14 protein-coding genes are annotated in these 26101 nt (G+C 42.3%); 4 read left to right on the forward strand and 10 right to left on the reverse strand.

Annotation, left to right across the window (positions count from 1 at the left end):
* The first annotated feature begins 123 nt into the window (after positions 1–123).
* The gene (locus tag ACN9MR_RS14125; RefSeq protein WP_426324520.1) at positions 124–2748 is read left to right on the forward strand and encodes a glycoside hydrolase family 3 C-terminal domain-containing protein; all 2625 of its coding nucleotides are present in this window, start codon (positions 124–126) and stop codon (positions 2746–2748) included.
* Positions 2749–4794, forward strand: coding sequence for an alpha-glucuronidase (locus tag ACN9MR_RS14130; RefSeq protein WP_426324522.1), 2046 nt, complete (start codon positions 2749–2751; stop codon positions 4792–4794).
* A 175-nt stretch (positions 4795–4969) separates the two neighbouring features.
* Here ACN9MR_RS14130 and ACN9MR_RS14135 read toward each other — a convergent pair whose 3' ends face one another.
* Positions 4970–5131, reverse strand: a complete 162-nt coding sequence (locus ACN9MR_RS14135; protein WP_426324524.1) for a hypothetical protein — start codon at positions 5129–5131, stop codon at positions 4970–4972.
* Positions 5132–5314: 183 nt separating this feature from the next.
* Between ACN9MR_RS14135 and ACN9MR_RS14140 the strand changes: the two genes are divergently transcribed.
* Complete coding sequence (locus ACN9MR_RS14140) at positions 5315–6586, forward strand: hypothetical protein (protein ID WP_426324526.1); 1272 nt, start codon at positions 5315–5317, stop codon at positions 6584–6586.
* 131 nt (positions 6587–6717) lie between these two features.
* On the opposite strand, the gene ACN9MR_RS14145 is transcribed toward ACN9MR_RS14140, so the two are convergent.
* The 4 genes from ACN9MR_RS14145 to ACN9MR_RS14160 form a co-directional block, all read right to left on the reverse strand.
* A complete protein-coding gene (locus tag ACN9MR_RS14145) occupies positions 6718–7641 on the reverse strand; it encodes a DUF4886 domain-containing protein (protein ID WP_426324528.1) in 924 nt (307 codons plus the stop codon).
* 112 nt (positions 7642–7753) lie between these two features.
* Positions 7754–9433: a sodium:solute symporter family protein gene (locus ACN9MR_RS14150; protein ID WP_426324530.1), complete on the reverse strand. Its 1680-nt coding sequence runs from the start codon at positions 9431–9433 to the stop codon at positions 7754–7756.
* A gap of 22 nt (positions 9434–9455) precedes the next feature.
* Positions 9456–11735, reverse strand: a complete 2280-nt coding sequence (locus tag ACN9MR_RS14155; protein ID WP_426324532.1) for an FAD-dependent oxidoreductase — start codon at positions 11733–11735, stop codon at positions 9456–9458.
* Positions 11736–11837: 102 nt separating this feature from the next.
* Positions 11838–13634, reverse strand: coding sequence for a glycoside hydrolase family 97 catalytic domain-containing protein (locus tag ACN9MR_RS14160; protein WP_426324534.1), 1797 nt, complete (start codon positions 13632–13634; stop codon positions 11838–11840).
* 261 nt (positions 13635–13895) lie between these two features.
* Between ACN9MR_RS14160 and ACN9MR_RS14165 the strand changes: the two genes are divergently transcribed.
* Positions 13896–14909 (forward strand): LacI family DNA-binding transcriptional regulator, encoded by a 1014-nt coding sequence (locus ACN9MR_RS14165; protein ID WP_057934594.1) that lies wholly within the window; start codon positions 13896–13898, stop codon positions 14907–14909.
* A 41-nt stretch (positions 14910–14950) separates the two neighbouring features.
* Here ACN9MR_RS14165 and ACN9MR_RS14170 read toward each other — a convergent pair whose 3' ends face one another.
* From ACN9MR_RS14170 to ACN9MR_RS14190, 5 genes are read right to left on the reverse strand one after another with little or no spacing between them, the layout of a single operon-like run.
* Positions 14951–17794 (reverse strand): hypothetical protein, encoded by a 2844-nt coding sequence (locus tag ACN9MR_RS14170; protein WP_426324537.1) that lies wholly within the window; start codon positions 17792–17794, stop codon positions 14951–14953.
* Positions 17791–19200 (reverse strand): SGNH/GDSL hydrolase family protein, encoded by a 1410-nt coding sequence (locus ACN9MR_RS14175; protein ID WP_426324539.1) that lies wholly within the window; start codon positions 19198–19200, stop codon positions 17791–17793. The genes ACN9MR_RS14170 and ACN9MR_RS14175 overlap by 4 nt, the downstream gene beginning before the upstream one ends.
* Entirely contained in the window at positions 19193–22603 is a 3411-nt protein-coding gene (locus ACN9MR_RS14180) for a hypothetical protein (protein WP_426324541.1), read from the reverse strand. The genes ACN9MR_RS14175 and ACN9MR_RS14180 overlap by 8 nt, the downstream gene beginning before the upstream one ends.
* Positions 22604–22611: 8 nt before the next feature.
* Positions 22612–25200, reverse strand: a complete 2589-nt coding sequence (locus tag ACN9MR_RS14185; RefSeq protein ID WP_426324543.1) for a glycerophosphoryl diester phosphodiesterase — start codon at positions 25198–25200, stop codon at positions 22612–22614.
* Positions 25197–26096 (reverse strand): DUF5017 domain-containing protein, encoded by a 900-nt coding sequence (locus tag ACN9MR_RS14190; RefSeq protein ID WP_426324545.1) that lies wholly within the window; start codon positions 26094–26096, stop codon positions 25197–25199. The genes ACN9MR_RS14185 and ACN9MR_RS14190 overlap by 4 nt, the downstream gene beginning before the upstream one ends.
* Positions 26097–26101: the final 5 nt, after the last annotated feature.

Below are 26101 nucleotides of genomic sequence, written 5' to 3' on the forward strand. Positions count from 1 at the left end.
GTAAAATAAAATTTAAAGGAGCCAAACAACGAGTTCGAAACATTTGTCATAGGTTTTTATCCAAATGTACACCTCCCGAAGTCAAACTATTTGGAACTTGCAAAAGTTAAGAAAACCAAATATATGAGACGATTATTCTTGTTAACAATATTTACCACGTTAGCTCTTCTACACCTTACCAGTCCAATTCAGGCACAGGAATATCCATTTGAAAATTACAAATTACCTTTTGATAAAAGGGTTGATGATTTGGTGTCCAGATTAACACTTGAGGAAAAAGTTTTTCAGATGCTTAATTCGGCACCTGCAATTCCAAGATTAAAAATTCCGGCTTACGATTGGTGGAACGAAACACTGCACGGGGTGGCCAGAACGCCGTTTAAGGTTACCGTATATCCACAGGCCATTGCAATGGCGGCCATGTTCGATCCTTCTGCACTGGGTAAAATGGCAGACTATTCTGCTTTGGAAGGGCGGGCAATTTACAATAAGGCGGTTGCGCTTGGCCGTACAAACGAGCGCTACCTAGGACTAACCTATTGGACACCCAATATCAATATCTTTAGAGACCCAAGATGGGGACGCGGTCAGGAAACCTATGGTGAGGATCCATATTTAACCGCTACATTGGGAGATGCATTTGTAAGGGGTTTGCAGGGCGATGACCCAAAGTACCTGAAAGCGGCAGCTTGTGCGAAGCATTATGCTGTACACAGCGGACCGGAACCGCTACGCCACGTATTCAATGCAGATGTTAGTGCCTTCGATCTTTGGGACACTTATTTGCCTGCTTTTGAAAAATTGGTTACGAAATCGAAAGTTGCCGGAGTGATGTGTGCTTATAATGCATTTAAAGGGCAACCATGTTGTGGCAGCGATCTTTTAATGACCGACATTTTAAGAAAGAAATGGGGATTTAAGGGCTATGTTACTTCAGATTGCTGGGCCATTGATGATTTTTTCAAAAATCACAAAACCCACAAAGACGCAGCAAGCGCATCGGCTGATGCCGTTTTTCACGGAACCGATCTAGACTGTGGAACTGATGCTTATAAAGCTTTAATTACTGCGGTTAAAAACGGTATAATTACAGAAAAAGATATTGACGTATCGGTAAAAAGGCTGTTCATGATCCGGTTCAGGCTTGGCATGTTCGATCCGCCTTCGATGGTGAAATACGCCAATACACCGATAACAGTTTTAGAAAACAGTGCCCACAAAGCACATGCACTTAAAATGGCAAGGGCATCAATGGTTTTGTTAAAAAACGAATCCAACACACTTCCCCTGAAAAAGAATCTAAAGAAACTTGTGGTACTTGGCCCCAATGCCAATAATGACATTTCGGTGCTGGGAAATTACAATGGTACACCCTCAACCATTACAACGGTTCTTCAGGGTATAAAAGATAAAGTGGGAAATCAAACAGAGGTGATATTTGAGCAGGCCATTTCGTTTGCGAGCGATACGATCCTACATTATCTAAATTTAGAGGATCAATTAACTGCAGATGGCCACAAGGGTTTCAAGGCAGAATATTACAAAGGCATAGAACTGCAGGGAGCACCTATTTTAACACGGTTCGAAAAATCAATAAACCACAACTGGCAAGAGGGCGAGCAAATTGGTGAAGGTTTGACGGCAAACCATTTTTCTGCCAGATTTAGCACAGTGTTTAAAGCTTTAAAGTCAGAAGAAATCACCTTTGAAGCAGATGGTGATGATGGCTATCGTTTAAAGGTAAACGGGCAAAAAGTTTTAGATGCCTGGTCTAAAAACAGATGGGGTGCTAAAACGTATAAAATTCCGGTTTCGAAGGATTCTACATACAAAATTGAAATGGAGTACTGGCAAGGTGAAGGTGGCGCAAAGGTCCGCTTTGCGGGAGGTACCTTTGAACGCACAGATTTTACTGAGCTGGTTGCGCGCCATCGCGATGCAGATGCATTTATATTCGTGGGCGGCATTTCTCCGCAGCTTGAAGGCGAAGAAATGAAAGTAAATGTGCCTGGTTTTAATGGCGGCGACAGAACTTCTATCATGCTTCCCCAGGCGCAAACCTCACTCATGAAAGCTTTAAAATCTAGTGGCAAGCCAGTTGTTTTTATTATGATGACAGGAAGTGCCATCGCCATTCCATGGGAAGCCGAAAACGTACCCGCTATTGTTAATGCCTGGTACGGCGGCCAATCGGCAGGAACTGCAGTAGCTGATTTGTTGTTCGGTGATTACAGCCCTTCAGGAAGACTTCCGGTAACCTTTTATAAGAGTGACGAGGATCTAAAAGATTTTAATGATTATAATATGGAAAATCGGACCTATAGATATTTCAAAGGCAAACCTCTTTTTGGATTTGGATATGGGTTAAGCTATTCTACATTCAATTATCACAACTTTATCTTACCTTCAAACCTTAAATCAGGCAAAGGAACAAGTTTGTCTGTAAGGATCACCAATACCGGGAAAATGCAGAGCGACGAGGTTGCCCAGTTGTATGTGATGCACAACAATTTAAGAATAAAATCAGCTAAAAAAGCCCTTAAGGGATATCAAAGAGTTAGCCTGGCGCCTGGTGAAAGCAAACTTGTTCATTTTAAATTATCACCTGATGAACTTACCTATATTGATGATAAAGGAACAAAAAGACCACTAAAAGGCGAGATCACAATATCGATCGGTGGAAGCCAGCCAGATGAGAAGCTAAAAACAAGCGGTAATATTGTTACCAGAAAACTAATAATCAACTAGATGAAAAAGATTACCCTGCTATTGATTATCATTACAGCTACTACCCATTTTCTGAAGGCAGAAGATGGACACCAGCTTTGGCTCCGCAATACCGCTGTGAAGCGGGTGACGGTGGTATCACCAAGAAAGTCGCCCGTATTAACCATCGCTATACAAGAAATTAAAAACGGGTGGCTGGGAAAAGATGGCGCAGAACTAAAATTTGATTTTGTTAAAGATGGCCCGATTACCAATGATGGATTTCGTTTGGAAGGCAATAAAATAGCCGCTAAAACGGATCTGGGTATGCTTTACGGAAGCTACGAGCTCCTTAGAAGGCAGTATTTAGGAAAGTCTGATCAAAATTATGCCTCCAATCCCTCCTATTCAAGAAGAATCCTTAACCACTGGGATAATCTGGATGGTTCTGTAGAACGCGGGTATGCTGGTGGTTCGATATTTTGGAGACAGGGCGATTCTTCACTTCAACTTAGTCAGGCCGATATCGCGTTGTACAAGGAATACGCAAGAGCCAATGCCTCCATAGGCATAAATGGTACAGTGCTCAATAACGTAAATGCTTCTGCAAAAATCCTCACCACAGCCTATCTCCAAAAGGTTCAGTCTATCGCCAAAGTATTACGTCCATATGGCTTAAAGGTCTATTTATCGGTCAACTTTTCCTCACCCGTTACTGTTGGGAAGCTTAAAACCGCCGACCCGCTTGTTCCCGCAGTTAGACAATGGTGGGCAGCTAAGGCCAAAGAAATTTATTCACTTATTCCTGATTTTGGAGGATTCCTTGTAAAAGCCAATAGCGAAGGGCAACCCGGCCCTCAAAATTTCGGAAGGACACACGTTGATGGCGCCAATATGATGGCTGATGCGCTCTCTCCTTTTGGAGGGATTGTAATGTGGCGTGCCTTTGTATATCAACCAAGTAATGAGGACCGTACCAAACAAGCCTATAATGAGTTTTTAAAATTTGATGGTAAATTCAGGAAAAATGTAATTATCCAGATCAAAAACGGGCCACTTGATTTTCAACCCCGGGAGCCATTCAGTCCATTGTTCGGTGCTATGATCAAAACCCCTGTAATGCCAGAGTTTCAGATTACTCAGGAGTATCTGGGCTGGTCGAATCACCTCGTTTTTTTGTCTACCCTTTGGGAAGAATGTTTACAAAGCGATACCTACCGAAACGGTAAGGGAAGCACTGTAGCGGCCTGTACAGACGGGACATTGGATAAACAGCCCCTCACCGCCATTGCAGGGGTATCCAATATTGGCCTGGAGAGAAATTGGACCGGACATATTTTTGCACAGGCCAATTGGTATGCTTTCGGCAGACTTGCCTGGGACAATAAACTCAAGAGTGAAGATATTGCGGATGAATGGATTAGGCAAACCTTTTTAAATCCTACGGAAAAGAAAATGGAGCGAACCCTGGTAAAGCCGATAAAAGAGATGATGATGCAGAGCAGAGAAGCGGCTGTGGATTATATGATGCCTTTAGGATTGCACCACATTTTTGCTGAAGGGCACCATTATGGGCCTGCACCATGGTTCTCGAATAAAGCCATCAGAGCCGACTGGACCTCGGTATACTACCACAATGCAGACCTTTCAGGGATCGGTTTTGACAGAAGCAGCACAGGCAGCAATGCTGTTGAACAGTACCATGAACCACTCCGATCTACATTTAACAGCCTGGAAAATTGTCCGGAAGAATACTTGTTGTGGTTTCATCATGTGCCATGGACTTATAAACTTAAAAATGGAAACGACCTTTGGACAGCGCTTTGTTATCGTTACGATTCTGGTTTGCAACGTGTTCGTGCTTTCCAGCGCATTTGGGACACTACCAATGGCTTGGTTGATGATGAGCGGTTCAAATCGGTGCAGTCCAAGCTCAAGATCCAAAGCGGTGATGCACAGGTTTGGAAGGATGCCTGTTTGTTATATTTCCAGCAGTTTAGCAAACGGGAAATTCCTTACAATTTGGAACGACCGATATATGAATTGGATACTTTAAAAAAGCTGACCAAAAGTAAGGACTATGAATAGCCTGTTTTTATCAAGACAAAACAAAAAAATCGGGTAGTGCGAATTTCTTGGTTACAAGAGATGCAGCAGTTAGCGTAGAGAACACCATCTAGCGCAAGTCTTAGCGCCCAGAACAAGCAAAGGCCTGACTTGTGCTTTTCGTTAAATTTAATACATTAATCCTTTAAGGCAATTTTTATACAAAATCGTACATGGAAGAAACTAAATGTTGATTTTTATTGCTATTATAAAGAGGCAAATACACTTCAGTTATAAAATCTTTTGCTGTTGTAAAAGTGGTGGTTAAAGCATCCCTTTTTTGATAGTTCATGAAACCTGTTTTAATAGCTGTTCCCATTTCTTATAAATTACCTGCAAAATCTTCTGAAATCCGTTATCTAAAAAGTCTGCTTTGCCTGATGTGGAGAGCAACAAAACCTCGGTACTTCAACATATGTGTCAGAAAAAAAATCATATGAAGTATCCTCTAGCACTTGATTTATTTAAAATTGATTAATTAAATCACTAACCAAATCTACTTATGAGAAACAAAATTTTATGTGTGCTTACTGCAGCACTATTATTTGCTGGCTGTTCAAAAAATGAGATCAACAAAGCAGAACCGTTAATTCCGCAAAAAACCGTTACAGCGCTCGGATCGGACTCCGTTAAGGGAACCCTGGCAGCTCTCGCCGTACAGGGCACCGCCGAAATTAACGCCTCCACTGTACAACAGTCTATAAAAGGGTTCGGTGGAGCCAACATTGTGGCATGGACAGGGGACTTAACAAGTACTCAAAGAACTACGGCATTTTCACCGACAAATGGCATCGGTTTAAGCATTGTCCGCGTACGTGTCCCAAATTCATCCACAGAGTTTTCAGCTGAAAAAGCAACTATCGATGCATGCAAGTTATATGGAGGCTCAGCCATCGCTTCAGCATGGTCAGCGCCCGCATCGATGAAGACCAATGGAAGTATAGTAGGCGGCAAAATCAAAACAGCTTCTTATTCTGCCTATGCTGCACATTTAAGTGCGTTCAATAGTGCAGTGGGCGGCCTCGCCGCCATTAGTCCTACGAATGAGCCTGATTATCAGGTCAACTATGAATCTATGGAACTTACAGCTTCGGAAGTAGCCGACTTTGTTGCTGCACAGGGCAGTAATTGCGGTGCACCGATTATGGCACCTGAACCATTTCAGATGAACCAGACTTATATCAATACCTATCTCAGCAATGGAACTGCAAAATCAAACACCAGTTTTGTATGCGGCCACATCTATGGTAAAACGCCTTATAACCTGGGGAATATTGGCAAACCAGTATGGATGACAGAACATTATACCAACTCCAGCATAAGCGGGGAAGATTGGCCAAATGCGATGACAGCAGCCAAAGAGATCCATGATTGCATGAATGCAGGGTGGAGTGCATATGTCTGGTGGTACATTAGAAGAAGTTACGGACCAATCAGCGAAAGCGGCAATATTCAAAAATTAGGTTATATCATGGCACATTACGCCAGATATGTCCGCCCGGGATATACCAAAATTAGTTGTACTTCAAATCCAAGCACTGGTGTTTATGTTACCGCATACAAAAGCGGAACAAAATTAGTACTTGTTATCATAAACCAAAATACGGCCGTTACTTATCAGCCCTTTAGCTATACCGGGATTTCAGTTAATGGATTCAACCGCTATTTTACAACAAGTACGACAAATCTTAGCTCAAACAGCTTCACGGTTTCGGGCGGAAGTTTTGGCATTAACCTTTCAGCATCGAGCATTACCACACTTGTATCTTATTAAAATGGCGTTTCCCTGTCCAAATGGTCAGGGAAATTCCCATTCATATATTAAATCACGTTAAGATATTCCATAAGAAGCGGTAAGAAATTACGGTTTAATAACATTATTGAAGGAGATTGATATCACAAAAATCAGTTTTTGGAAACCTTTATAACCTTATTCGCAACCTCAAGCAGATAACTTTTAAAATCATCTGAAACAGATGCGGGTTTAAATTCTATTTTTTTCGGAGAATCTTTAAAAAGTATTCCGTACCAAATCAAACCGCCTAAATATTTCCCCGCATCATTCGCATGGTTTGGATCGAAGGCTAATTCTTGTTTGTTCCAAAAATAGCCCACATTGATAGAATGAGTTTGATCAGGTAAATTGGGTGCTACAGGATGTTCAAAATCGAAAGTTGTATCCTTTTTATAGCCATATTTTTTATTGGTCGCCACTTCTTCAAACGCATCGCCAACGGGTAAAATCCTGGCATTAAACTGTTTTGCTAGTTTGCGGTATGCTTCGCGGGATTTTTGCCACATTTCCAACTGGCTTTTAGCCAATTGCGCTGGCCCAACTTTCCCAAATTTCTTTGCATCAGCACGGTAAGCCCAGGTTTGGTGAATCACGATTTCTGCATTTGGCTGAAGCTTTTTAATATAGTCTACAAGCTTTTTCGCGTATGGATTGTAGCTTGATGAATCGCTTGAAAGGTATGAATATTGCTGAATGGTCACTACATCCCAGGTACCCTGCGACAATAACATTTTCAACGATTTGCCTCCGTATGGCCTTCCTTTAACATCGGTTGAATCCTTTTCAAATTTTTCTACATAACCCCAATGTTGCTCCAAAGAATGACCGCCAAGTTCTGCCCTGCCAATAATTAAATTTTTACCCGTTTCTTTGGCCATTTGAGGCAGAAAAGTGGTTGCATTTTGCGAAAAACTATTTCCAATTACAAATAAGTGTAATGTATTGTTATTGGTTTGGCTGAAAGCATTCAGACTAAAAACAAGCAAAAAAATGAATAATCTGCTGCCTTTGTACTTTAAAAAGAATCGTATCATATTTATAAATTTTTGTTTTTACCTCGCCTTTGGATAGGCTTTAATGTATTTATAGGGTTTTACTCCTGACCGTAAAAAAGCACCCACTCCATAAACTTTTGTACTGTTTGCATTAAACAACCAACTTTTTACTGGCTACCCGCCATATTAACCCCGCCGATATCAGAATTAGGCCGCCAACGGCCATTACGGTAATTGAAAAATCCTTGGCGATATATCCAAGTATTCCGATACCTATCCCTACAATACCCATTGAAAGTGCAATAACACCTATCCCGAATTTATTTTGTTTTGCAGCCTCAATATGTAGGGCCGGATCCACAACCCGAACAGCCGTAACTCTTTTTTCCTGCTCCATTTCTTCAACCTTAATAGAAATACGCCCTTTCGCAGTATAATATATTTCAAAAAACAAAAGAACCGCTATTGGAATACCCATCCCCATGCAGGTTTCCATGGTGCGGTCGAACTTCAAGCCCCATATACCAGGCGTAATCACTTTAAAGAACAGGTTGATCAGCAATGATGTTACAGTGGCGGTAACGACTGAAAATCCGGTTTGACGTTTAGAAAAAAGTGTCCAGATGATCGGTGCAAACAATGCTCCCCCAGCAATAGAGGCCGTACTTAAAACCACTTCAACAATTCCGCCGGCGCTAGGTATCCAAATGGCAACAACAATTGTTAGTACGCCAAAAACCAGGGTAAAGAATCGGGCCATCCAGATCACTTCTTTTTCTGAAGCTTTTGGCCTGAGCAGGTTTTTATAAATATCCTGTGCAAAGACAGTGGAGGCCATATTAATCGTTGTATTGGCTTTACTGGATGTGGCAGAAACCATTCCGGCCAGCACAAGCCCGATCAAACCAGCCGGCATCACTTTTTGGATCAACATCATGTATGCATCTTCACTTTCCAGTCCCTGAAGATTTGGATTGATCACCCGGTAGATCATCGGGGGGATCATCCAGATAAAAGGACTTACAAAATACAATATGGTAAATATACCTGCTACCTTTTTTGAGTTTTTTTGGTTAGATACACTGGTATAACGCTGCACATACGACCAGTTTCCGCCGATATAAAAGGTCTGATAAACAATAAAAGCAAGCATAAAGCCAAAGGTGTAGTCCTGGTTAAAAGGCTCAAAAAAATGTGGTGGCGCTTTTGCCACAAGGTTTGCAGGTCCGCCGATCTGGGAAAAAGCGATAGGGATCACAATCAGTACTGCTGCTGTAAGTATTACAAACTGAACCACGTCAGTCACTAAAACCGCCCATAATCCGCCAGCAGCGGTGTATACCACAATGATCAACCCGATCACAATAATGCAGGTTTCCAGTGAATAAGGGGTAGCTACATGCACCATCTTACCAACCGGATACAATACTGCAGCAGTGGTGAACAGGCTTAGCAATAAGGTCATATAGGTATAAAACTGTTTTTCGGCCGCGCCAAACCGTTTGCCAATGTATTCAGCCGCGGTTGCAACACCTGTTTTTTTCCATCTTCCGGCAATAAAAAAGGTTACTATTAAGCCACTAACGGCCATTGTTAACTGTATTGCATTGGCAACCAGCCCATGTTTATAAGCGATAGATCCCCAAACCACAAAGGTTCCAGCCGAAAAATAGCTGATAAACAAGGATAAGCCATTGATCCACCAGGGTGTTTCTCCCCCGGCTTCGAAGAAGGCTTGCCCGCTTTTACTTCCCACACGGGTAAATGTAAGTCCGATACCGAATATAAGTAAGGCAAAAACCGCCATTACCACAAAATCTAATTTTCCCATTTAATTTATCTGCTATTTAGTATTATTGATAACAACGCACGGAGAACAAAGCCGCAGGCACATCATCTGAAGGATGTTCCAAATATATCGTTAGGCTTCTGGTCTTTAAAGGCTCAGTTAGCTCAATGATGTTCCTGGTTTGATAATTACCGGTTTTAGTAAAAACAACGTTCTCTTTGTCGTCTTTAATTACATAATTTCTTACGCAAAACGGCATCACATTTTCGGGGTGCCCCATCAGGACAGACTCCATCGGATGATCAAAATCGGTATCAAATAATAACTCGATCCGTTTAACGGTCTTGATTTCTTTCCAGCTGATGGTCAGTGCCGGATTCTTATCTTCCCAATCAGCCACCCATGCATTTGGCGCAGAAACGGGTCTATCTATGCCATTGGTAACATTTACAGCACCAAAAGTATTAATGCCAGATGCGTAGTTAAATGCAATATTGTGCCCTTCGGGCCTGCGCTTGGGGCACCAGAATTCAAACTCATCTACTCCGATATCCTCTGGCGGGCTTTGTTTTCCATAATTGGAGACCTCCTTATTAATGGCGTTGAACACAGACAATAATCCTGTAACCCGCTTCGCTGAGAACTGCAGTTTAACAGCAGGATTTTTCATAAAAGTAAGAAATGCATAAGTTTCTTCGGGCATTGCCGCATCAAAGCTGATCTGCAGGCAATTGCGCCCAACATTTATTGGCAATGAAACTTTACCTATGGTCAAATCTGGCGTATGGTTGCTCTTTTTACTGCTGATCCTAAGTTCCACTTCCAGCTCCGTTGCCACATCTCCTTCCGCATGTACAACAAAGGCCCCGATTGCACCTGCTTTTAGGGGGATCATCTGTGCAACAGAAAACTCAAGTGGCTTAAACAGCTCACTTTCAGGAAGACCTGTTAGCAATAGCTCGGAGGATGCTGTAACCTGCGCACTGCTCACGAGATCGAGCGCATCGTTGAGTACAAGATCCGGAATATGATGCCCACTGCGCAGCAGCTCAGTCTGTAGTTCGGGTATAAATCCTTTATGATAGATATCCGCTGGCAACAGATTTTTGTCTTTACAGATTTTCGCTGCCATGGCTACTGCCTGTGCCGCATGGGCAGCAGTAGCCATAACCCTAGTAGAGCCAAAGGCAACATGTGTTGCACTGATAATCCTACCAGCCAGAAAAAGATTTCTGATGTTGCGGCTGTACAAAGCGCGGTAGGGAATCTGATAAATGCCCTTGCTATGCCATTGATTGCAACCGGGTTTCTCGCTGAACACTCCATCAGCCGGATGCAGATCTATGCTCCAGCCACCAAATGCGACGGCGTCATCATGCTGTTGCTGATTAACGATATCCTGTTGCTTGATGATGTATTCGCCTTCGAAACGGCGGCTCTCTCTTTTGCCCGGTATGGTACCTACCCATTCTAGCGCAAGGTTTTCGGCTTCGGGAAAATTGCCCGAGTTTTTTACATAGTTCCATGCACCGTAGGCTACTTTCCAGAGTTCCCATTTTATTTTTTCTGTATCGTGCACCGTATCCAGTCTCCCACCATACTCCAGCCACCAAAGTTTACATCCGTATTCCCTGGCGTTAAAATTTTTAAACCTGGGGATTTTTGTAATATCATCCAGTGCATAAGAAGGGGCTACAAACTTTACGGGTTTACCAGTATCCTTGCTGTAGAAATACAGGCTATGGCCAAGCAGTTCCCCATATTCTTTTGTAGGCGCAAATTGCTCTCCAAATTCATCTTTAGACTCTGCCCCCATCCTAAATGACGCACCTGCCAGAAAGGCCACAATACCATCTCCTGATGCATCGCAAAAAAGTGGTGCGTGTATAATGTATTCTGTAGAATTCTGACTGCAAAAGGCTTTTACGGCGCTTAATTGATCTGAGGCTGATTTCTCTACATCATACACCCCGGTATTCAGTAATAAGGTAATATTTGGCTCTAAAATAACTTTATCAAGCAAAACTGTATCAAAAATCAACGGATTTCCTTCGGGGTTCCTGTACATATTTTCAACCATCAGCTCATCCACAACACCACCTTCCCTGGCCCAGCGGTTATTATTTCCCATATGTGATGTAGCGCCCAGCATCCATAACCTTACCTCACTGCTCGCATTTCCGCCAAGCACAGGTCTGTCCTGCACCAGTACAACCTTTAACCCTTGCCTCGCAGCCGTAATTGCGGCACAGGTTCCTGACACCCCGCCGCCTATAATTGCAAGATCTGCCGCGAGTTCGTTAGATCGCAGCTGCCTCTTTTCGCCTCCTTGATTTGTGATCATAAAAATATTCTGTCTTATTTCTTTCCTTCTGTTATACTTTTCCAATAGTCTGTTCTGAATGGCGACAAGGGAAATCCTTCTGCATTAAATTCATAATGGGAATTAATTACCTGAGGGGCTGATTTCCATCACCAATCCGGCATTGGGGCTAATTACTGTTTTTTTAACGTCAGTTGCACCTATTGTTGACGTTGTTCTCAAAAACCCACCATTGGGCGCATCGTTTATCGCGATAACCTTATATTTTTTCTTCTTCTTTAAAAAGTCTGCATTAAAGGAGATTTCTTTATTTTTTGCTGAACCGTTAATTGCAACGATATACCATGTATTTCCTTTCCTTCTTGCGAAGGCCGCAATTTCACCGATTACACTGCATTTAAGTACAACCGTTTCATCCCAGGTAACAGGCAGTTTTTTCAGTAAGGGAATAACAGGCTTAAACTGATTATCTGCCAATAATTTTACCGGATTTTCGGCCATACACTGGAAGGGGGAATTAAACAGAAAGAACAATGCCAGCTGGTGTGTATTGGTGGTATTGCCCTTGTTGGAGAACAAGCCGGGGGTATAATCGCCATGGCCAAGCACCAGCCTGGTAAAGGGCAAGGCAGCATTGTGCCAGGCGGGTATGGGTTCTTTCATGATATTCAGTTCCATCCCACGGATACCCTCCCTGGTCATTTCATTCGGATAGGTTTTACTTTCACCGGTTGGCGCATGGCAGCCATGGAAGTTGACCATCAGTTTTCTTTCTGCGCAGGCTTTTAAAAACCCGATTTCAAAATCAATCAGTTCTTTTGCCTCACTGTCCATAAAGTCTGTTTTTATACCAACAGCTCCTGCATTGCGCACACTATCCAGAAAGCTGTCTCTTTTTGAGGACTCTCTAAGTGCTTTTGAGTTTTTCCATACCCATACGCCCACCTTTTTATCTGCTGCGAAACTGCATATTTCAGTTAACTGCTTCCATTTGTCGGGCCATATCGTTTCCCATCCCTCATCCAGTAAAGTATATTCAAAATTCAGTTCGCCGGCAGCTGTTATGAATTTCATTTCTTCCTCAGGCTGCATATAGTTTTTATCCCTGGTGATCCAGCTCCAGACTGATCTTCCGGGTTTTATATAACTTTGGTCAGCGTACAATTGCTTATCCGGTTCAGGGTTCAGGTCATTGATCATCGAACTATTCACCAGCGTATTCAGATCCGTGGCGTACAATAAAACTCTCCATGGCGTAATCAGACTGCCGGTAACATTAAACCCGTTCTTTTCTGTATAATCAACCTGTAATACTCTATTGTTTAAAGCTTTGAAACGCATCCCGCTATAATTATAAAGGGCCGCTTCGGTAAGCATTGCGTATTTTTTGCCCGGAAGTTCGAATAATAAAGGTTTTCCCTGTACCGGCCCCTGGCTTGATATTGTATTCAGGCTATCTGCTGTAGTATTTTGCCATAAACCTGCGTAACTTTTCAGCTTCCAGGCACTGTTCCGCTCAAAAAACCATACCCGCGATTTTGGAAGCGCGAAGGCCGTAAGCTCTTTGGTTACATATTGTGCTGTTTTACTATCAAAAATATACCGAAAGGCAGCCCCCTCATTGGAAAGCCGAAATTCGACGTTATATTTTCTGCCTGCTTCTTCTAATAACAATATATATATATGATATACTTTATTTCCCGTACGGGCTGTACGCTTTGCTAAAATAGAAAGGCTGGCAACATGGTTTCCGTATGCAATGCCATCAATCACCAACCCCATTGTGCCATTATTGATCAATAACTGCTGATCGGCCTTTACGGCATAAAATAAACGTCCGTCACTTTGAGATATTTCAGCTGAAATATGACCGTCGGGACTGATCATTTTAATTTCAGTATTCAAAACTGCCCCTTTCATTGTAGATACAAGAAGAAGTAGATTGATAAGTAATATCGCTTTTTTCAATTTGATGCTTTTGACCTTTTTAGGGTTAGATTTATAAATGGTTAATTCAAATATAAGGTACAGTAAAAGAACCTCGCAGCTTTCAAAAAACTTATTGTTTTGGGAACGGTCCCAATATTTGGGAACATTCCCAAAATCCTTTCCCCAATCAATTAATATGTTGTATATTGGAAATAATCAATTTGTGATTGCATCATACCAGATATTTTAACGATGAAAAAGCACCAGGTTACCATTATAGATATTGCCAGGGCACTTAACCTGTCGAAATCAACTGTATCAAGGGTTTTAACAGGCCATGCCAATGTGAGCCTCAAAACCAGGGAAGCTGTATTGGAACTGGCAAAAAAGCTGGATTATCAGAAGAACATGCTCGCCATAAGCCTGATCAGTAAAAAAACAAATACCATAGGCATCATCGTTCCCGAGTTTTCGAGTTCCTATTTTCCACAGGTAATCATAGCCGCACAGGAAGTAGCTACCCAGGCTGGCTACAACACCGTTGTCAGCCAATCAAACGAAACTTACGAAACTGAAGTAGCCAACACCAAAGTGATGCTGGCCAACCAGGTTGATGGCATAATCGTATCTATTACCCGCGAAACCAAAAACTATGACCACTTGAAGATCTTTGAAAGAAAGGGGATTCCAATCGTATTCTTCAACCGTGTATGCGATGAAATGAAAGTCCCGAAAGTAATTGTTGATGATTTTGAGGGTGCTTACAATGCCGTTGATTATTTGATTAAAAATGGCAGAAAACGAATTGCCCATCTTGCGGGTCCGGTTTCGTTGAGAATAAGTGAACGCAGGCTCGATGGCTATAAATCTGCACTTAAGAAAAACAACATAGAAATAGATGAGGAGCTGATCATTTCATACGACCTGGGGCTTTCAAAAGTTAAGATTTACGTGAACCACCTGTTAAATATGGAAAACCCACCCGACGCGATCTTTGCTGTAAACGATCCGACGGCAATAGAGGCCATTCAGGTCATCAAAAAAAGAGGTTTAAAAATTCCTGAAGATATTGCCATTATCGGCTTTAGCAACGATTATGCGTCGGCACTGATGGCCCCCTCCTTAACAACTGTCGCTCAACCAATAGCAGAGATCGGGATGACCGCAGCCCAATTGTTGATTGACCAGATCAACAGGGATGTGAGCGACTGGAAGGCCGTGACAAAAGTGTTGAAAACAGAACTGATTATCAGGGAGTCAACCTGAAAACCTGTTGATATCCAAAAGACTATTGTGAGAAAGAAATATTATTTGCCCAATTCCGTTTCTTTGGATTTCGTCAATTTTCCGTTGATATCCGTTAATTCCAGGTGAAAACGAACTGCTTTATCTTGATCAACAGGCACTGTAAATTCAAATGGGTATTCATTTTTATCAATGATCTTTTCCTTGTTTCCATCGATCTTGTAGACCAACCTAGCCTTCTTCCATTTTGTATCATCTTCCTGAAGAAATACAAAAAGCTTTTGCGCATAAGCACCAAGTTTAAATAATAATGCCTTTGTATCTCCTTCAGGGATATTGATATCATCATTTCTCTGATCTTTTTTCACATTCAGGATCTGGTCCTGAAAAGCACTGCTGATTTTTACACCCGGGATAGCCAGGGCAGTAATGCCGCCGGCAGGGACATTGACCTGGAAAGTACCGTCCTTTAAATTCAAAACCTGCAACGTTGGATATAAAGTCTGAACTCCAGTACTGCCTGAAAAATCTACCCTTGAAGCATCTATAGAAACACTGGTGCTGATATCCGCTCCGGATTGGTTCATAAAAGCAAGTAGAAGTGTATCTCCTTTTTTTGCACTAACATAGTTTAAAGCAATATTAGCTGTGTTCAACAGTCGGGAAGGCATCCAGAGTTGCACATTTTCGAACTGAAAGAACCGGCCTTTCTTAGCGCCGTAAAACTTATTCTGCAAATAGGCATATCCTTCTATATAATCGCTTGGAAAGTCTATCCTGCCACCACTTTTTACATAAGCATCTGAAACCAGGTAATCGACAAACATAGAAGCCATAGGCAGGATATGATTGTAATGAAAGGAGTTCACACTCTGGTCCTTATGCTCGTGGAGTGGAAAATCGGCCTTTTCGTAGGCCGTAGTTCTCTCTGTATTGATATGATATCCCGGAAAACTTTCGGAACGGCCTACAATCGAAGCTTTAGCTACATTCATTAAAAACGGATCATTTGTATGATAGCCTATCCTTAACAGCCAGGGCGCATAGGTAGACATGAAAATAGCCCTGTGCCCGGTTGAAGTTCCTGATGATTCTGGTGTAAGTCCCATCTCAGAAAGCCTCCATGCAGGAACTTTTTCCTCAGGATAATACATTTGATGATGTCCTTTTGATTTGAGGTACCAATACATCGGTGCTTTCCCTCCTTTATTTACAGTAACCAGATCATTCGGTATAGCAGGTGTCATCCAGGTAAACAAGGTATAATGCCTGGCTCCATCCTGTGCGGCTTCCAGATAACGGCGATCAGCAGTAAGTTCATATAATTCTAAAAGAGCAGACCAGTTATTGGTAAAGGTTGGCCAGAAGAAGTTGGAACTAAACAGCGGATCACCAAATTCCTTTAACCTTGTATTTACTCTTTCTTTCAGATATTTATCGGCCAGAGCCTTGCTTAAACCTAAATAAGCCGAATCGGATGTCAGTTTAAACATAAACATTGCATTGACCCAGTTGCGACCTTTCTGCTCTTCATCGAGATTCCTGACACGCGCCGTTCCAAACTCTTTTTTTGCCATCGTAGTATAAAAGGAGTTGTTACCGCCAAAAACATCAGATAACACCTGTAATTCAGACAATGGAGCAATAGGCCCCCTCAACTTCCTGGATGGAGATTGGATTTTCTGATTGCTGTCAATCGCAAACAGGAACTTTTCGCGCGACAACATAAACTCCATTAAAGGATATGCCCTTTTATCAAACATTTCCTGATCATCCCTTACTATAGCCAATTCAAGCGGGTTCAGACTTGAAACATTTTTTACTGCGCCAGGCACATCCGTAGCATAGGCAAATCCTTTCAGGCTATCGATAAACCAGGCGTAACGGGTCTTTGAATAATTAATCAGGTTATCCAGGGTTGTATTCATAGAAACGGTAGCATTGGTCCGGTAATCCTTAAATCCAAACACAGTTGTTGCCATTTGCTCATATGTTTTAGTGATGCTCAACGGTTCAACAACAAGGCTCATTGAAAACTCAAAAGAATGTCCCGCCATCATCTGCGAATTGATACCACCCGGCATGGGAGCAAAAACCTGGGGCTGTAATTCTGATTTGTTATTTAGAAGTGCAATTCCGAACTGGCTATTGGTTAAAAGAGGTAAAGGTTGAAAAGGCAAATACCTGGAGGCAGCCAGTACACCTATTGAGTTATACCCGTCATTAACCAGTGTAGCAGGGATTGTTGCCATAAACGACGGAGTAAGATAGGGTTGCAGGGGAACCCGTTTTTCGGTCCAGATTAAGGGTTGCCATAGTTCATCAACATGATCACTTTTAAAAGATGGTGCCCCGATGTAGCCTACACTATAAAAACCGTTCTTTTTAGGTGTAAACAAAAATTCTATTTTAGGGTAAGGCAAACTACTTTTAATCAGCCATGCTTTTAGCGTAAATAAGGCATGTTCCGGAAAGATAAAACGAATAGAATCTCCAGAACTGATTGTTTTGATTGCGGTAAGAAAATGAGTTTTTCCGGCGTGATAGATATTGGCCGTCCTATCTTGCTCCGCACTTCTTAATATTTTATCGTCAAATCCATCTCCGGCAACACTGGCACTAACAATTTGTTGGTGATAATCGGCCAAACTACTGTCTGTGGTTTTCCAGGTGGGAATATTGTAAGATACTTTTTTTAAGCCGGAAGGTTTCAATGCCATTTCAGGATCCTTTTCGTTCCAAATAACAACAAAATCGGGCTTAAACAGGTAAGTTTTGTCCTTTGATAAAATTTTAAAGCCCTGACTATCTTTTACAGTTTGCGCATTCGACTGCACATATAAACAGCATGCGATTGAAAAGCAAATGAATTTAATATGCTTTTTTAATTTAAAAATCTGTTTCATTTCAATAATGTCCCCCTTAATAAAATCCGGCCTAAATAGATCACTGTCTGATCATATTTTTCAGGATGTTGAACAATATCCGCTCTCTTATCTTCAGGCAGTATCATAAGTTTATCGGCCTTCTGGCCAGACAGGGTTACTTTCACCAAATGATTACCCTGCGGTACTTTAATTACATCAAACTGTCCACGGTAACGGTTATTGCAGTAGCTATTGAATCTGTTCAACACATCTGCAGCGGTTGTATCTTTTGCCTGGTAATAAATAAAACTTCCCTCCTTTTCTCTGCTAAGTTTTACAGGTTTTCCATCTATAATCCATTCCAGTTGTCCAACCTCTGGTCCGCCAATATCGAATATGCCCAGCATATCTCCCTTAAAACGGAAACTAAATGTGGCCCCTGGTTTATTTGCAGAAAGTACATTGGAAAACCAGGGACTAAATTTTTTAAGGTTTGGATCAGTATCTGTTGGTAACACCCTCCAGCCCTTATCAGGAACCGGTAAAGTTGAAGGATCCACCATCATTGCATCATCCCATGCGGGACTAATTAAAGGCTTTGGCAGCTCCTTCTTTTTTAAAGGCTTTGCTGCCTCAATTTTTCTGAATGCCCGGGCAATGGCTGCTGCGTAGAGATTTCCCCCCGCGGTAGTCGGATGGATTCCATCCTCAGAAAACAAAATCTTATTCGGATCAGCCTGGTTCCCTTTCCAGATCAGTTTTCCCGCTGCTTCCAGCTTTGCCGCCTCCACACCTAAGTTCACAGCAGGTAGGTCATAATGCGCAGCAATCTGCTCCAGTCCTTTAATATTTGGTGGCAGTTCATTTTTTTGATAAAAGGCCGTTTGTCCGGTTAAAATGGTATACAGCAAACAAATAGCTGTATTGGGGTTCTTCCTGATTGCTTGACGGATCATTCCCTCCATCCCGGCGGCATAAGCACCATTAACGGCAAATTCTATAAAAATAAGGTCGGGCTGGTGGCTGAGCACCTGTTCATTGATCCTAAATGCACCCAGCTCTGTTCCTGTACCTGATACACCTGCGTTGATCCATTGGAAGCTAGCCTGAGGATAAGTCTGCTCCAAATACCGGGCCGTTTGAAGGCGATAACCAAAATTTGCCTGGGTGATGCTCCCTCCAATAAAGGCAACCACCACCTTTTTACCCGCCTTTACTTTTTCAAAGAAGCCCGGAAGGCCTGCCCTAACATTGCATTCCAGCTCATTGTTAAAATCACCCGCTTCAATTACAGGGATATTGGACGCAGAAACATCAAAATAAAGAGGAGAAGCCCCTGCCTGGGAGGCCGCAATCTTATCACTATCAGGCCTGGTTTGAGAGAATGCAGTAGCAGACATCAATAAACAACCCAGCAATGCAGTTTTTACACCTTTTTTATTCATTACCATTAAGTACAATTTTTTTTGATTTTATTTTCCCGTCATTGCTCTTAAAAATGAGCTCCAGTTTTGCGTCCTCACCCATTGCCAGTTTATTAAAACTCCATTCGTAAGGATATTGCTTTATTTCCTGTGTTTGATTGTTACAATTAACGGTTACGGAATATCCATTTAAAGGAGCTGTTTCTGCAAATCCATAACAGGTATCCCAACCAAAGGGAGAACGGATACGGAACAAGAATACACGTCCCCAGGGAGCGCCAAGATCAATCACCTTCATCCCATCTTTTACCGGCTGATATTTCTTTGCAAACGGAGCCGCCTTTAACGGAATAGCAATCGCCCTGAATCCTTTTGCTGGGACAACAACATCAATCTTAGCCGCTTTAAAATCCAGGGAAACTGACTGATCGCTTTGCGCATAAACCAGGGCTTTCCCATCCTTTAACGCTGCTGTAGCATCAGTCCATTGTACGTCTACTTTTTGTTCGGACTCAGCTTCCGAGGAAAGCAGGATCCAAAAGTTCTTATTCGAAATTGCAGTAACATAATTGATTCCCGGATTCTGAATATTTACCAGGCCCTTATGCATCCATAGTGTGGCCTCCTGATCGCCAAAGATCTTTCCTTTCCCACCACCATATACCCGGTTGTTGAACCAGACAAATCCTTCCTGTTTGCTATAAGGAAAAACTACATTTCCATTCGAGCGCTGTATACTTTCTGAGATCAGGTAATCGAGACTAAAAGCGATATGCGGTGGGATATGATGATAATAAATGGAACTCACATCCGGCCCTTTATAAGGGAAATCAACGGACATAGGTATATCTGTAAAACCCGTACCGTAATATCCCGGATAGTTTGTATAACGACCGATTACTGCATTGCGGGCATAGGTTTCGTAGATGGGTTTGTGCTCATATTGGAACAGGCGCAACAAATGGGGTGCCCAGCTACTCATAAATACCGGACGGACTGTCTGATCTTTTACGCGAGTAAAATAAGTACTAGGCTGCTCCAGGCCCAGGCCTACTGGCGATACCAGCCATTCGGGCACTTTTTTTTCCTGTACATCGCCATTTTTTCGCGGAAAGCCCAAACGATAAGGCTGGTTGTCTTTCCACCAGATGTGCGTAACGCCATCATAATGATTATTCTTGTGAATTGTTTGCAGGCTATCTTCCACTTTCGGATAGCTGCGTATTCCCGCAATGGTAAAATGGGCACCATATTCTGCGGCTTTCAGGTATTTTTTATCTTTTGTAGTTTCATAGAGATCAAGCAAGTCCCACCAGGGTGCATAAAAACTGGCATTGTAAAAAGGTACATGACTCAATACTTTACTGGTATTGTTATATATTTTTTGCTGAATAAAAAGATCTGCGTCGTTTTTTGCCTGCTGCAACCATTTTGCCTGACCTGTGAGCTGGTATGCCCAGAGCGCCTGGTTCCATAAATGGAAATCTGTTGAGTAGCCTTTTGCCACCCTAAGACTATCTCCGGGTAATGCTATATTTTTCAGCCAGGGATTCAATCCTCCCAATAAACGATCCAATCCTACATAATAAGATGTGGTAAACTGAGAGATAAACGGATTAAACTCCAGCGTTTTTCGTGTCGCATTATACGCTGTCGGAACAATGTCTGTCGCCCATCGGTACCCGCTTCTGGAAAGCGTAAATTCTATGGTCGGCAAAGACCGGCTGATGTAAAATTCTTCATCATTCTGCAATACAGAAAGTGCAATATTGGCCAATGGTGTGGCATTTACAACTGTAGGTGCTGTTTTAGGGTCACCCTCAATATCAAAAAAACCCTTTAGCTCAGTTGACCATCCCGCAGCATTGTCGTTTTTCACCAGCTCTATCATGTTGAATACCGCATCAGTAAGCGACGCCTGTTCTTGTTTCCGGTAATCCTTTACCTCAAACACTTCCTTCGATACATAATCCATGGCCGAATCCCAGTTGCCCGACTTTACACCAATAATAAATCGCCTGTCGATCAACTCCCCTGCACGGTATTTAGAATCATTCATTCCCAGAACCGGAGAAAACATAACCGGCTGTATCTGGTTATTATGGTTCTTCAGTGTAAAACCCGCAGGCGCATAGTCTACCGAACCCCAGTCTTTTTTAAACAATTCAGGACTTGTTGCAACATAACTAGAAACAATACCCTGCCCTGTTTTCGAAGAAACAATGGCCAAGGGTTGCTGCATCATAGCAGTAATCATCATTTGCGGACCGTCAGAAAGCCGCTTATACTGAAACATGGGTGCCATCATTACGCCTTCCAGTTCCTGATCGGAAACAGGCTGAAAGGCTTCGATCCCCATACTGTAATATCCTGGCTGGGCAACCTTGCAGATCAGCCGCAGATCAATATGTTGCTGCCCTGGATGTAATGTCCACAAACCGGTTATTGCAGAACCATTCCTGGTCACATATTGAACTTTTATGGTTTGTTTATTTACCGCTTCTGCCGTTATGGGAATGGCCTCGCTGAGGTTCCCCGCCTCAAAAGGATTGAGATCGGCGTCAGGCTGGTAAACTGCATATTTTTGCCCCTTAAAAACAAAATATGCATTTGGTTTTTGGCTGTCCCAGGCCGGATAGTATTTATTAAACTGGATGGCAGTAGCATTAGTATTAATTAAGAAAACCCTATGGTCTTCAATGTTTGCAGTACTTATCTGTTGCCAGGCCCCGTCTTTTTTTATTTCTGTTCTACAAGCAATAGCCTTATGGTCGGCTCCCGTTCGTACAAACTGCACACGTAAAGCCTCGTTTTCAATTCCTGCAATTACCTTGTCCGTCTTGCTCAGTTGAAGTGCGGGGCTCGTGTTTTTCTTTTCCGCTGCAAGTGTTTCCTGCATAACAGGAAGCTTTTTCCAGGATAAAAGGGTTTTCTTATCTATATCATTTGGATTGATGGTACTATCCTGCGTAAAAAGAATAGCATCGCAGCGGCCAAAATTAAAATTATGGAGGCGCAACAGCACATCACTCTCCTTTAGGTCAGCACTGCCGAGACGTTCCCAGGCATATCCTGGTTTTCCATGTCCTCCTGCTTTTTTTAACCTGGCATTTCCAACCGAAAGCTGGAATAACCGGGTACGGGGACGTGTATCAAAATCGGGGGTCCTTATCCAGATGGCATAACGACCTGCTTTTCCGATATTCATCACGGTTAGTGCATCAGATGTACTATCCTGTTCTCCTTCTAAAAACCTTAAAATGTTGCCACTGATGCCGTCTTTATTAACTTCATTAAACCATTTGCCTTTAAACTGAAAATCAGTCCCCAGCAGTAGGCTTTTTTCTTGCTGGGCAATCACAGTTCCCGTTGTTAAAAACAAGAATGCTGTTAATAATAAACATAGCCTGGTTTTCTGGTACATGTCTTAATTTATTTGTATGTAAATGCATAAACCTGGAGACCATAAGGTGCTATTTTTATAGGATCTCCTGTAGAAAAAGGAATTTTTGAACCTGATGCAGAAAAACATTTAGCTGTTTTCAAATCCAGGCTATGTCCTGGAATAAAACGGGACATATCTAACTGAAGGGTACTTTCCTGCATTTCGTCATCGTTATTCAATACAAACAGGTAAAACACTTTTTCCTGCTTATTCAGGGCGCATACATAGTCCATATTGGGATTGTTTAATGAAACCAGTTTCTCCATCAATGTCAGGTCTCCCTGCTTATCAAATATTTTTCCCTGCCGGAAGCCAAATGTTTTGTGAGGGCCAACCTTAGGCGTAAGAAAGCCTGAAGGAAAATCGATCTGCCCCTGCGAACGCAAGGAAAGTTCTGCCATCAGGTAATCGGTGATCCAACCCACCTGCCACCAGACGTGATGAGGAAAAGGCCCGGCTCCTTTGTTCATGGCGCTCCAATAATAGGAAGCAACTCCTGTGGCGGGGTCTACAAAAGCATCTTTACTTAAAGCTGCTGTTCTTGCCATTTTGAGGTATAGCGAATCTTTTGTCAATTGAAATAGCCTTACAAACATGCCGGCATGGCTTGCGAGCATGATGGGGCCACTGTTATTTGCGGAACCTAAAATCCCTCCATGCTCAAAGCTTAGCCCCACCTGGCTTATTTGCCATTCTTCCAATTGTTTCGATCCAACTTTTCTGCTTTCTTTATTTGGAATCGGATGAGAATAGATGGAGGTTGTATAGAATTGTGCAGTTTTAATAGCAGCCTGTTTAAATCTTACGTCTTTTGTAATTTCAAACAGATCGAGCAAAGCCTGGGCACTTTGCCCCGTTGCAAAATCAGGTGCAAACCTGGCATCCCCGCAAACACCTAAAAAGTAGCCTTTATCTACAGCATTTTTAATGTACCAGTCTGCTGCTTTTACTGCCGCCTCCAGGTATTTCCTATCCCGAAGCGTCTGATATGCAACCAACAATCCGTAAAAAGTAGGTCTATAATCTTTCAGATCTTCAAACATAGGTTTTTGCGTGTTGTTATGATAAGCCACTTCCCAATAACCTTCTGGCTTCATTTTAGTCAAAAGCCAGTCGGCCGCCATACGTATACCCGATTTAAGCTGCTGATTATCTGGTTCAAATAAGGATACATTCCCCATATCCAGCAACATATAATAAGTAGTTGCGATTGGCTCGGTATAAGGCCCCCACTCTTCAGTAAACCGTTTAGAATTGTAGAGGTAATACTGACCAGCTGCAGCTCCGTGAAAGAACCCATCAGCGGTATTTTGTTGCGCCAATTTAAAGTTCAATGCATCTTTAAGACGTTTCTGAACCAGAATCGGGTCCTGAGTTATATTTGCCAACATCCACATGGCCCCATAATCGGCATTTTTTACGGCGTCTTTTTCTGAGCCATACACCCCACCCAAATATTCCTGGGCACCAATAGTCCGTCCATGATAATCAAAGGTCCTCCACCGTGAAGTACTGTCCTTTTTCACATAGTCTAAAAGCTGTTCCATACGATTAGATAAGGAAAGTTTGGTTTGCTTCAAGTGCAGTAGCTCATCAAAGCGGTAAACATCATTTACGACATGCTGATATGCCTTATACCAGCTTGAAGTATTGATGGTGTACCTGAAATCAAAAGAGATGCTTTCCCCCTTTTTTAAATACGACTTGTTCTGCCCCAGTACCGGATGATATAAAGTCGGGCTCAGTTGTTCCTGTCTGTTGATCAGTGACAGGCCAAGCAGCCAGTTTGACTGGGTAGATTTATCATATTCCCATGGGTGCCTGGCTGTTCCCGGCTCAGCCGTAACTGCAAGTGTAATTCCATCTTTATTGGTGAGCATAGCCGTAAGTGCAGATGCTGTTCTTTCTCTTACCACAACCGGTCTATCCGGAATTCCGTGTCCATAAGCATAGGCATCTGTAAAGTCATTGTTGATGGTACTGCCTTGAAACACACCTGGGATGCAGCCCCATTCAAAACTTTTTTTGTCGTTTGTACTCAATGCCGGAGTCGCTATGGAATAATATCCATCCTTATCGGCTGTTAAATGAATGGAAACACAAAGATCATTTTTGTAAACAGGATCTAGTTTCCAGATTGCCTCTACAGTAGAAACATCTGTTTTTTGCTGAAAAACCAGTGTATTGCCAACCTGCTTATACTGTTGCGGATAAAATAAAATGGCACGCCCTTCCTTGTTTAAGGAAACCGCAGAGGTATTCGCCTTCCAGGTAGGAATGATATAACGATATTCAGGTTCAGGAAACTGAATTTCTTTCCCGTTTTTGTCTTTAGCCTCCGAATCCATCCTGGGTTGATCTGTACTGTAAAGCAGGGTATATTGCCCCAATGTGCCAGACAAAGACTGCCATCCGTTTTGTCCTTTTACCGACAGCTGTTTTATTTTATATCCCTTACCCGTATCTTCCCAGTTCAGGCGAAGTATATTATTTGTTAATCGGGCTTTGGGCGCTTGCTGGGCATAACTGCTATTTGCAAAAGCAAGTAACAGCAAGATTACAGGTTTTAATCTCATTGGGTAATGGTTAAATCTATTTCTTTTACAACTGTAAGCGATCTTTCTACATTGGCATTGGTTGCCACAAATGACACTTTATATACGCCAGCTTTAGTATAAACCCTGGTATAATCTGTTAGTTTCTGGGAAATATTTTTAATAGGTTCTCCTACATCTGGCAAAATACTATTAGGATTGAACTGTTTGGTTACTACCCAGTCATCATCAAGATCGGTACTGTTCCTTACAGTAAGTAACTGTGCTGAAGTAATACTCCAATTGGTTGCAGTACCACTAAAATTAAAAGCAGTCCAGCCCGCTGTAGCTATATTGGCCAGTACCGTTTCTTCCCCTTGCTGATTGGTGCTTTTAAGATCGAAAGAACGGACTACCCAACGGTTTTGCTGTGCTTCTGGTTTTATAACAGTGGTCTTATAAACCAAAGCCAGTGCCATATTTTTATTACGCGCAGCAAAAGTGTTCAGGCTGATATTTCCTGAGGGGGTCTGATCGAGGCCAGCAGATAAAACGGCTTTATCTGTAATATCTTCCCAGGTAGCGGCCTTTACATTTGTAGCATCATATATTCCGTTGAAATTGGTAGATACGTACAGTTTTATCACCGATTGATCGATGGGCATTAAACCGAACTGGGCGTAGGTTTTAAAATTTAGGGAAACCGTATTTCCTTCCACGACTGTTCTTTTCCGGTACTCATATTTGCGTCCGGCTTCTCCCGACCAAAATACAATGTTTTCCGGTTTACCATTAATCGTAAACCTAACGGGCTCTCCAACTTTATAACTGTTTTTTTCCAACTGAACAGAAAAATCGTCCTGAGGCGCCAGCTCATGGGTCTTCTGGCAGGAAGCGAGGGAAAATAATATAACAGATGCAATTAATAGCTTATTCATCTTAG

This window comes from Pedobacter sp. R-06 (assembly GCF_049913135.1).
Taxonomy (GTDB): Bacteria; Bacteroidota; Bacteroidia; order Sphingobacteriales; family Sphingobacteriaceae; genus Pedobacter.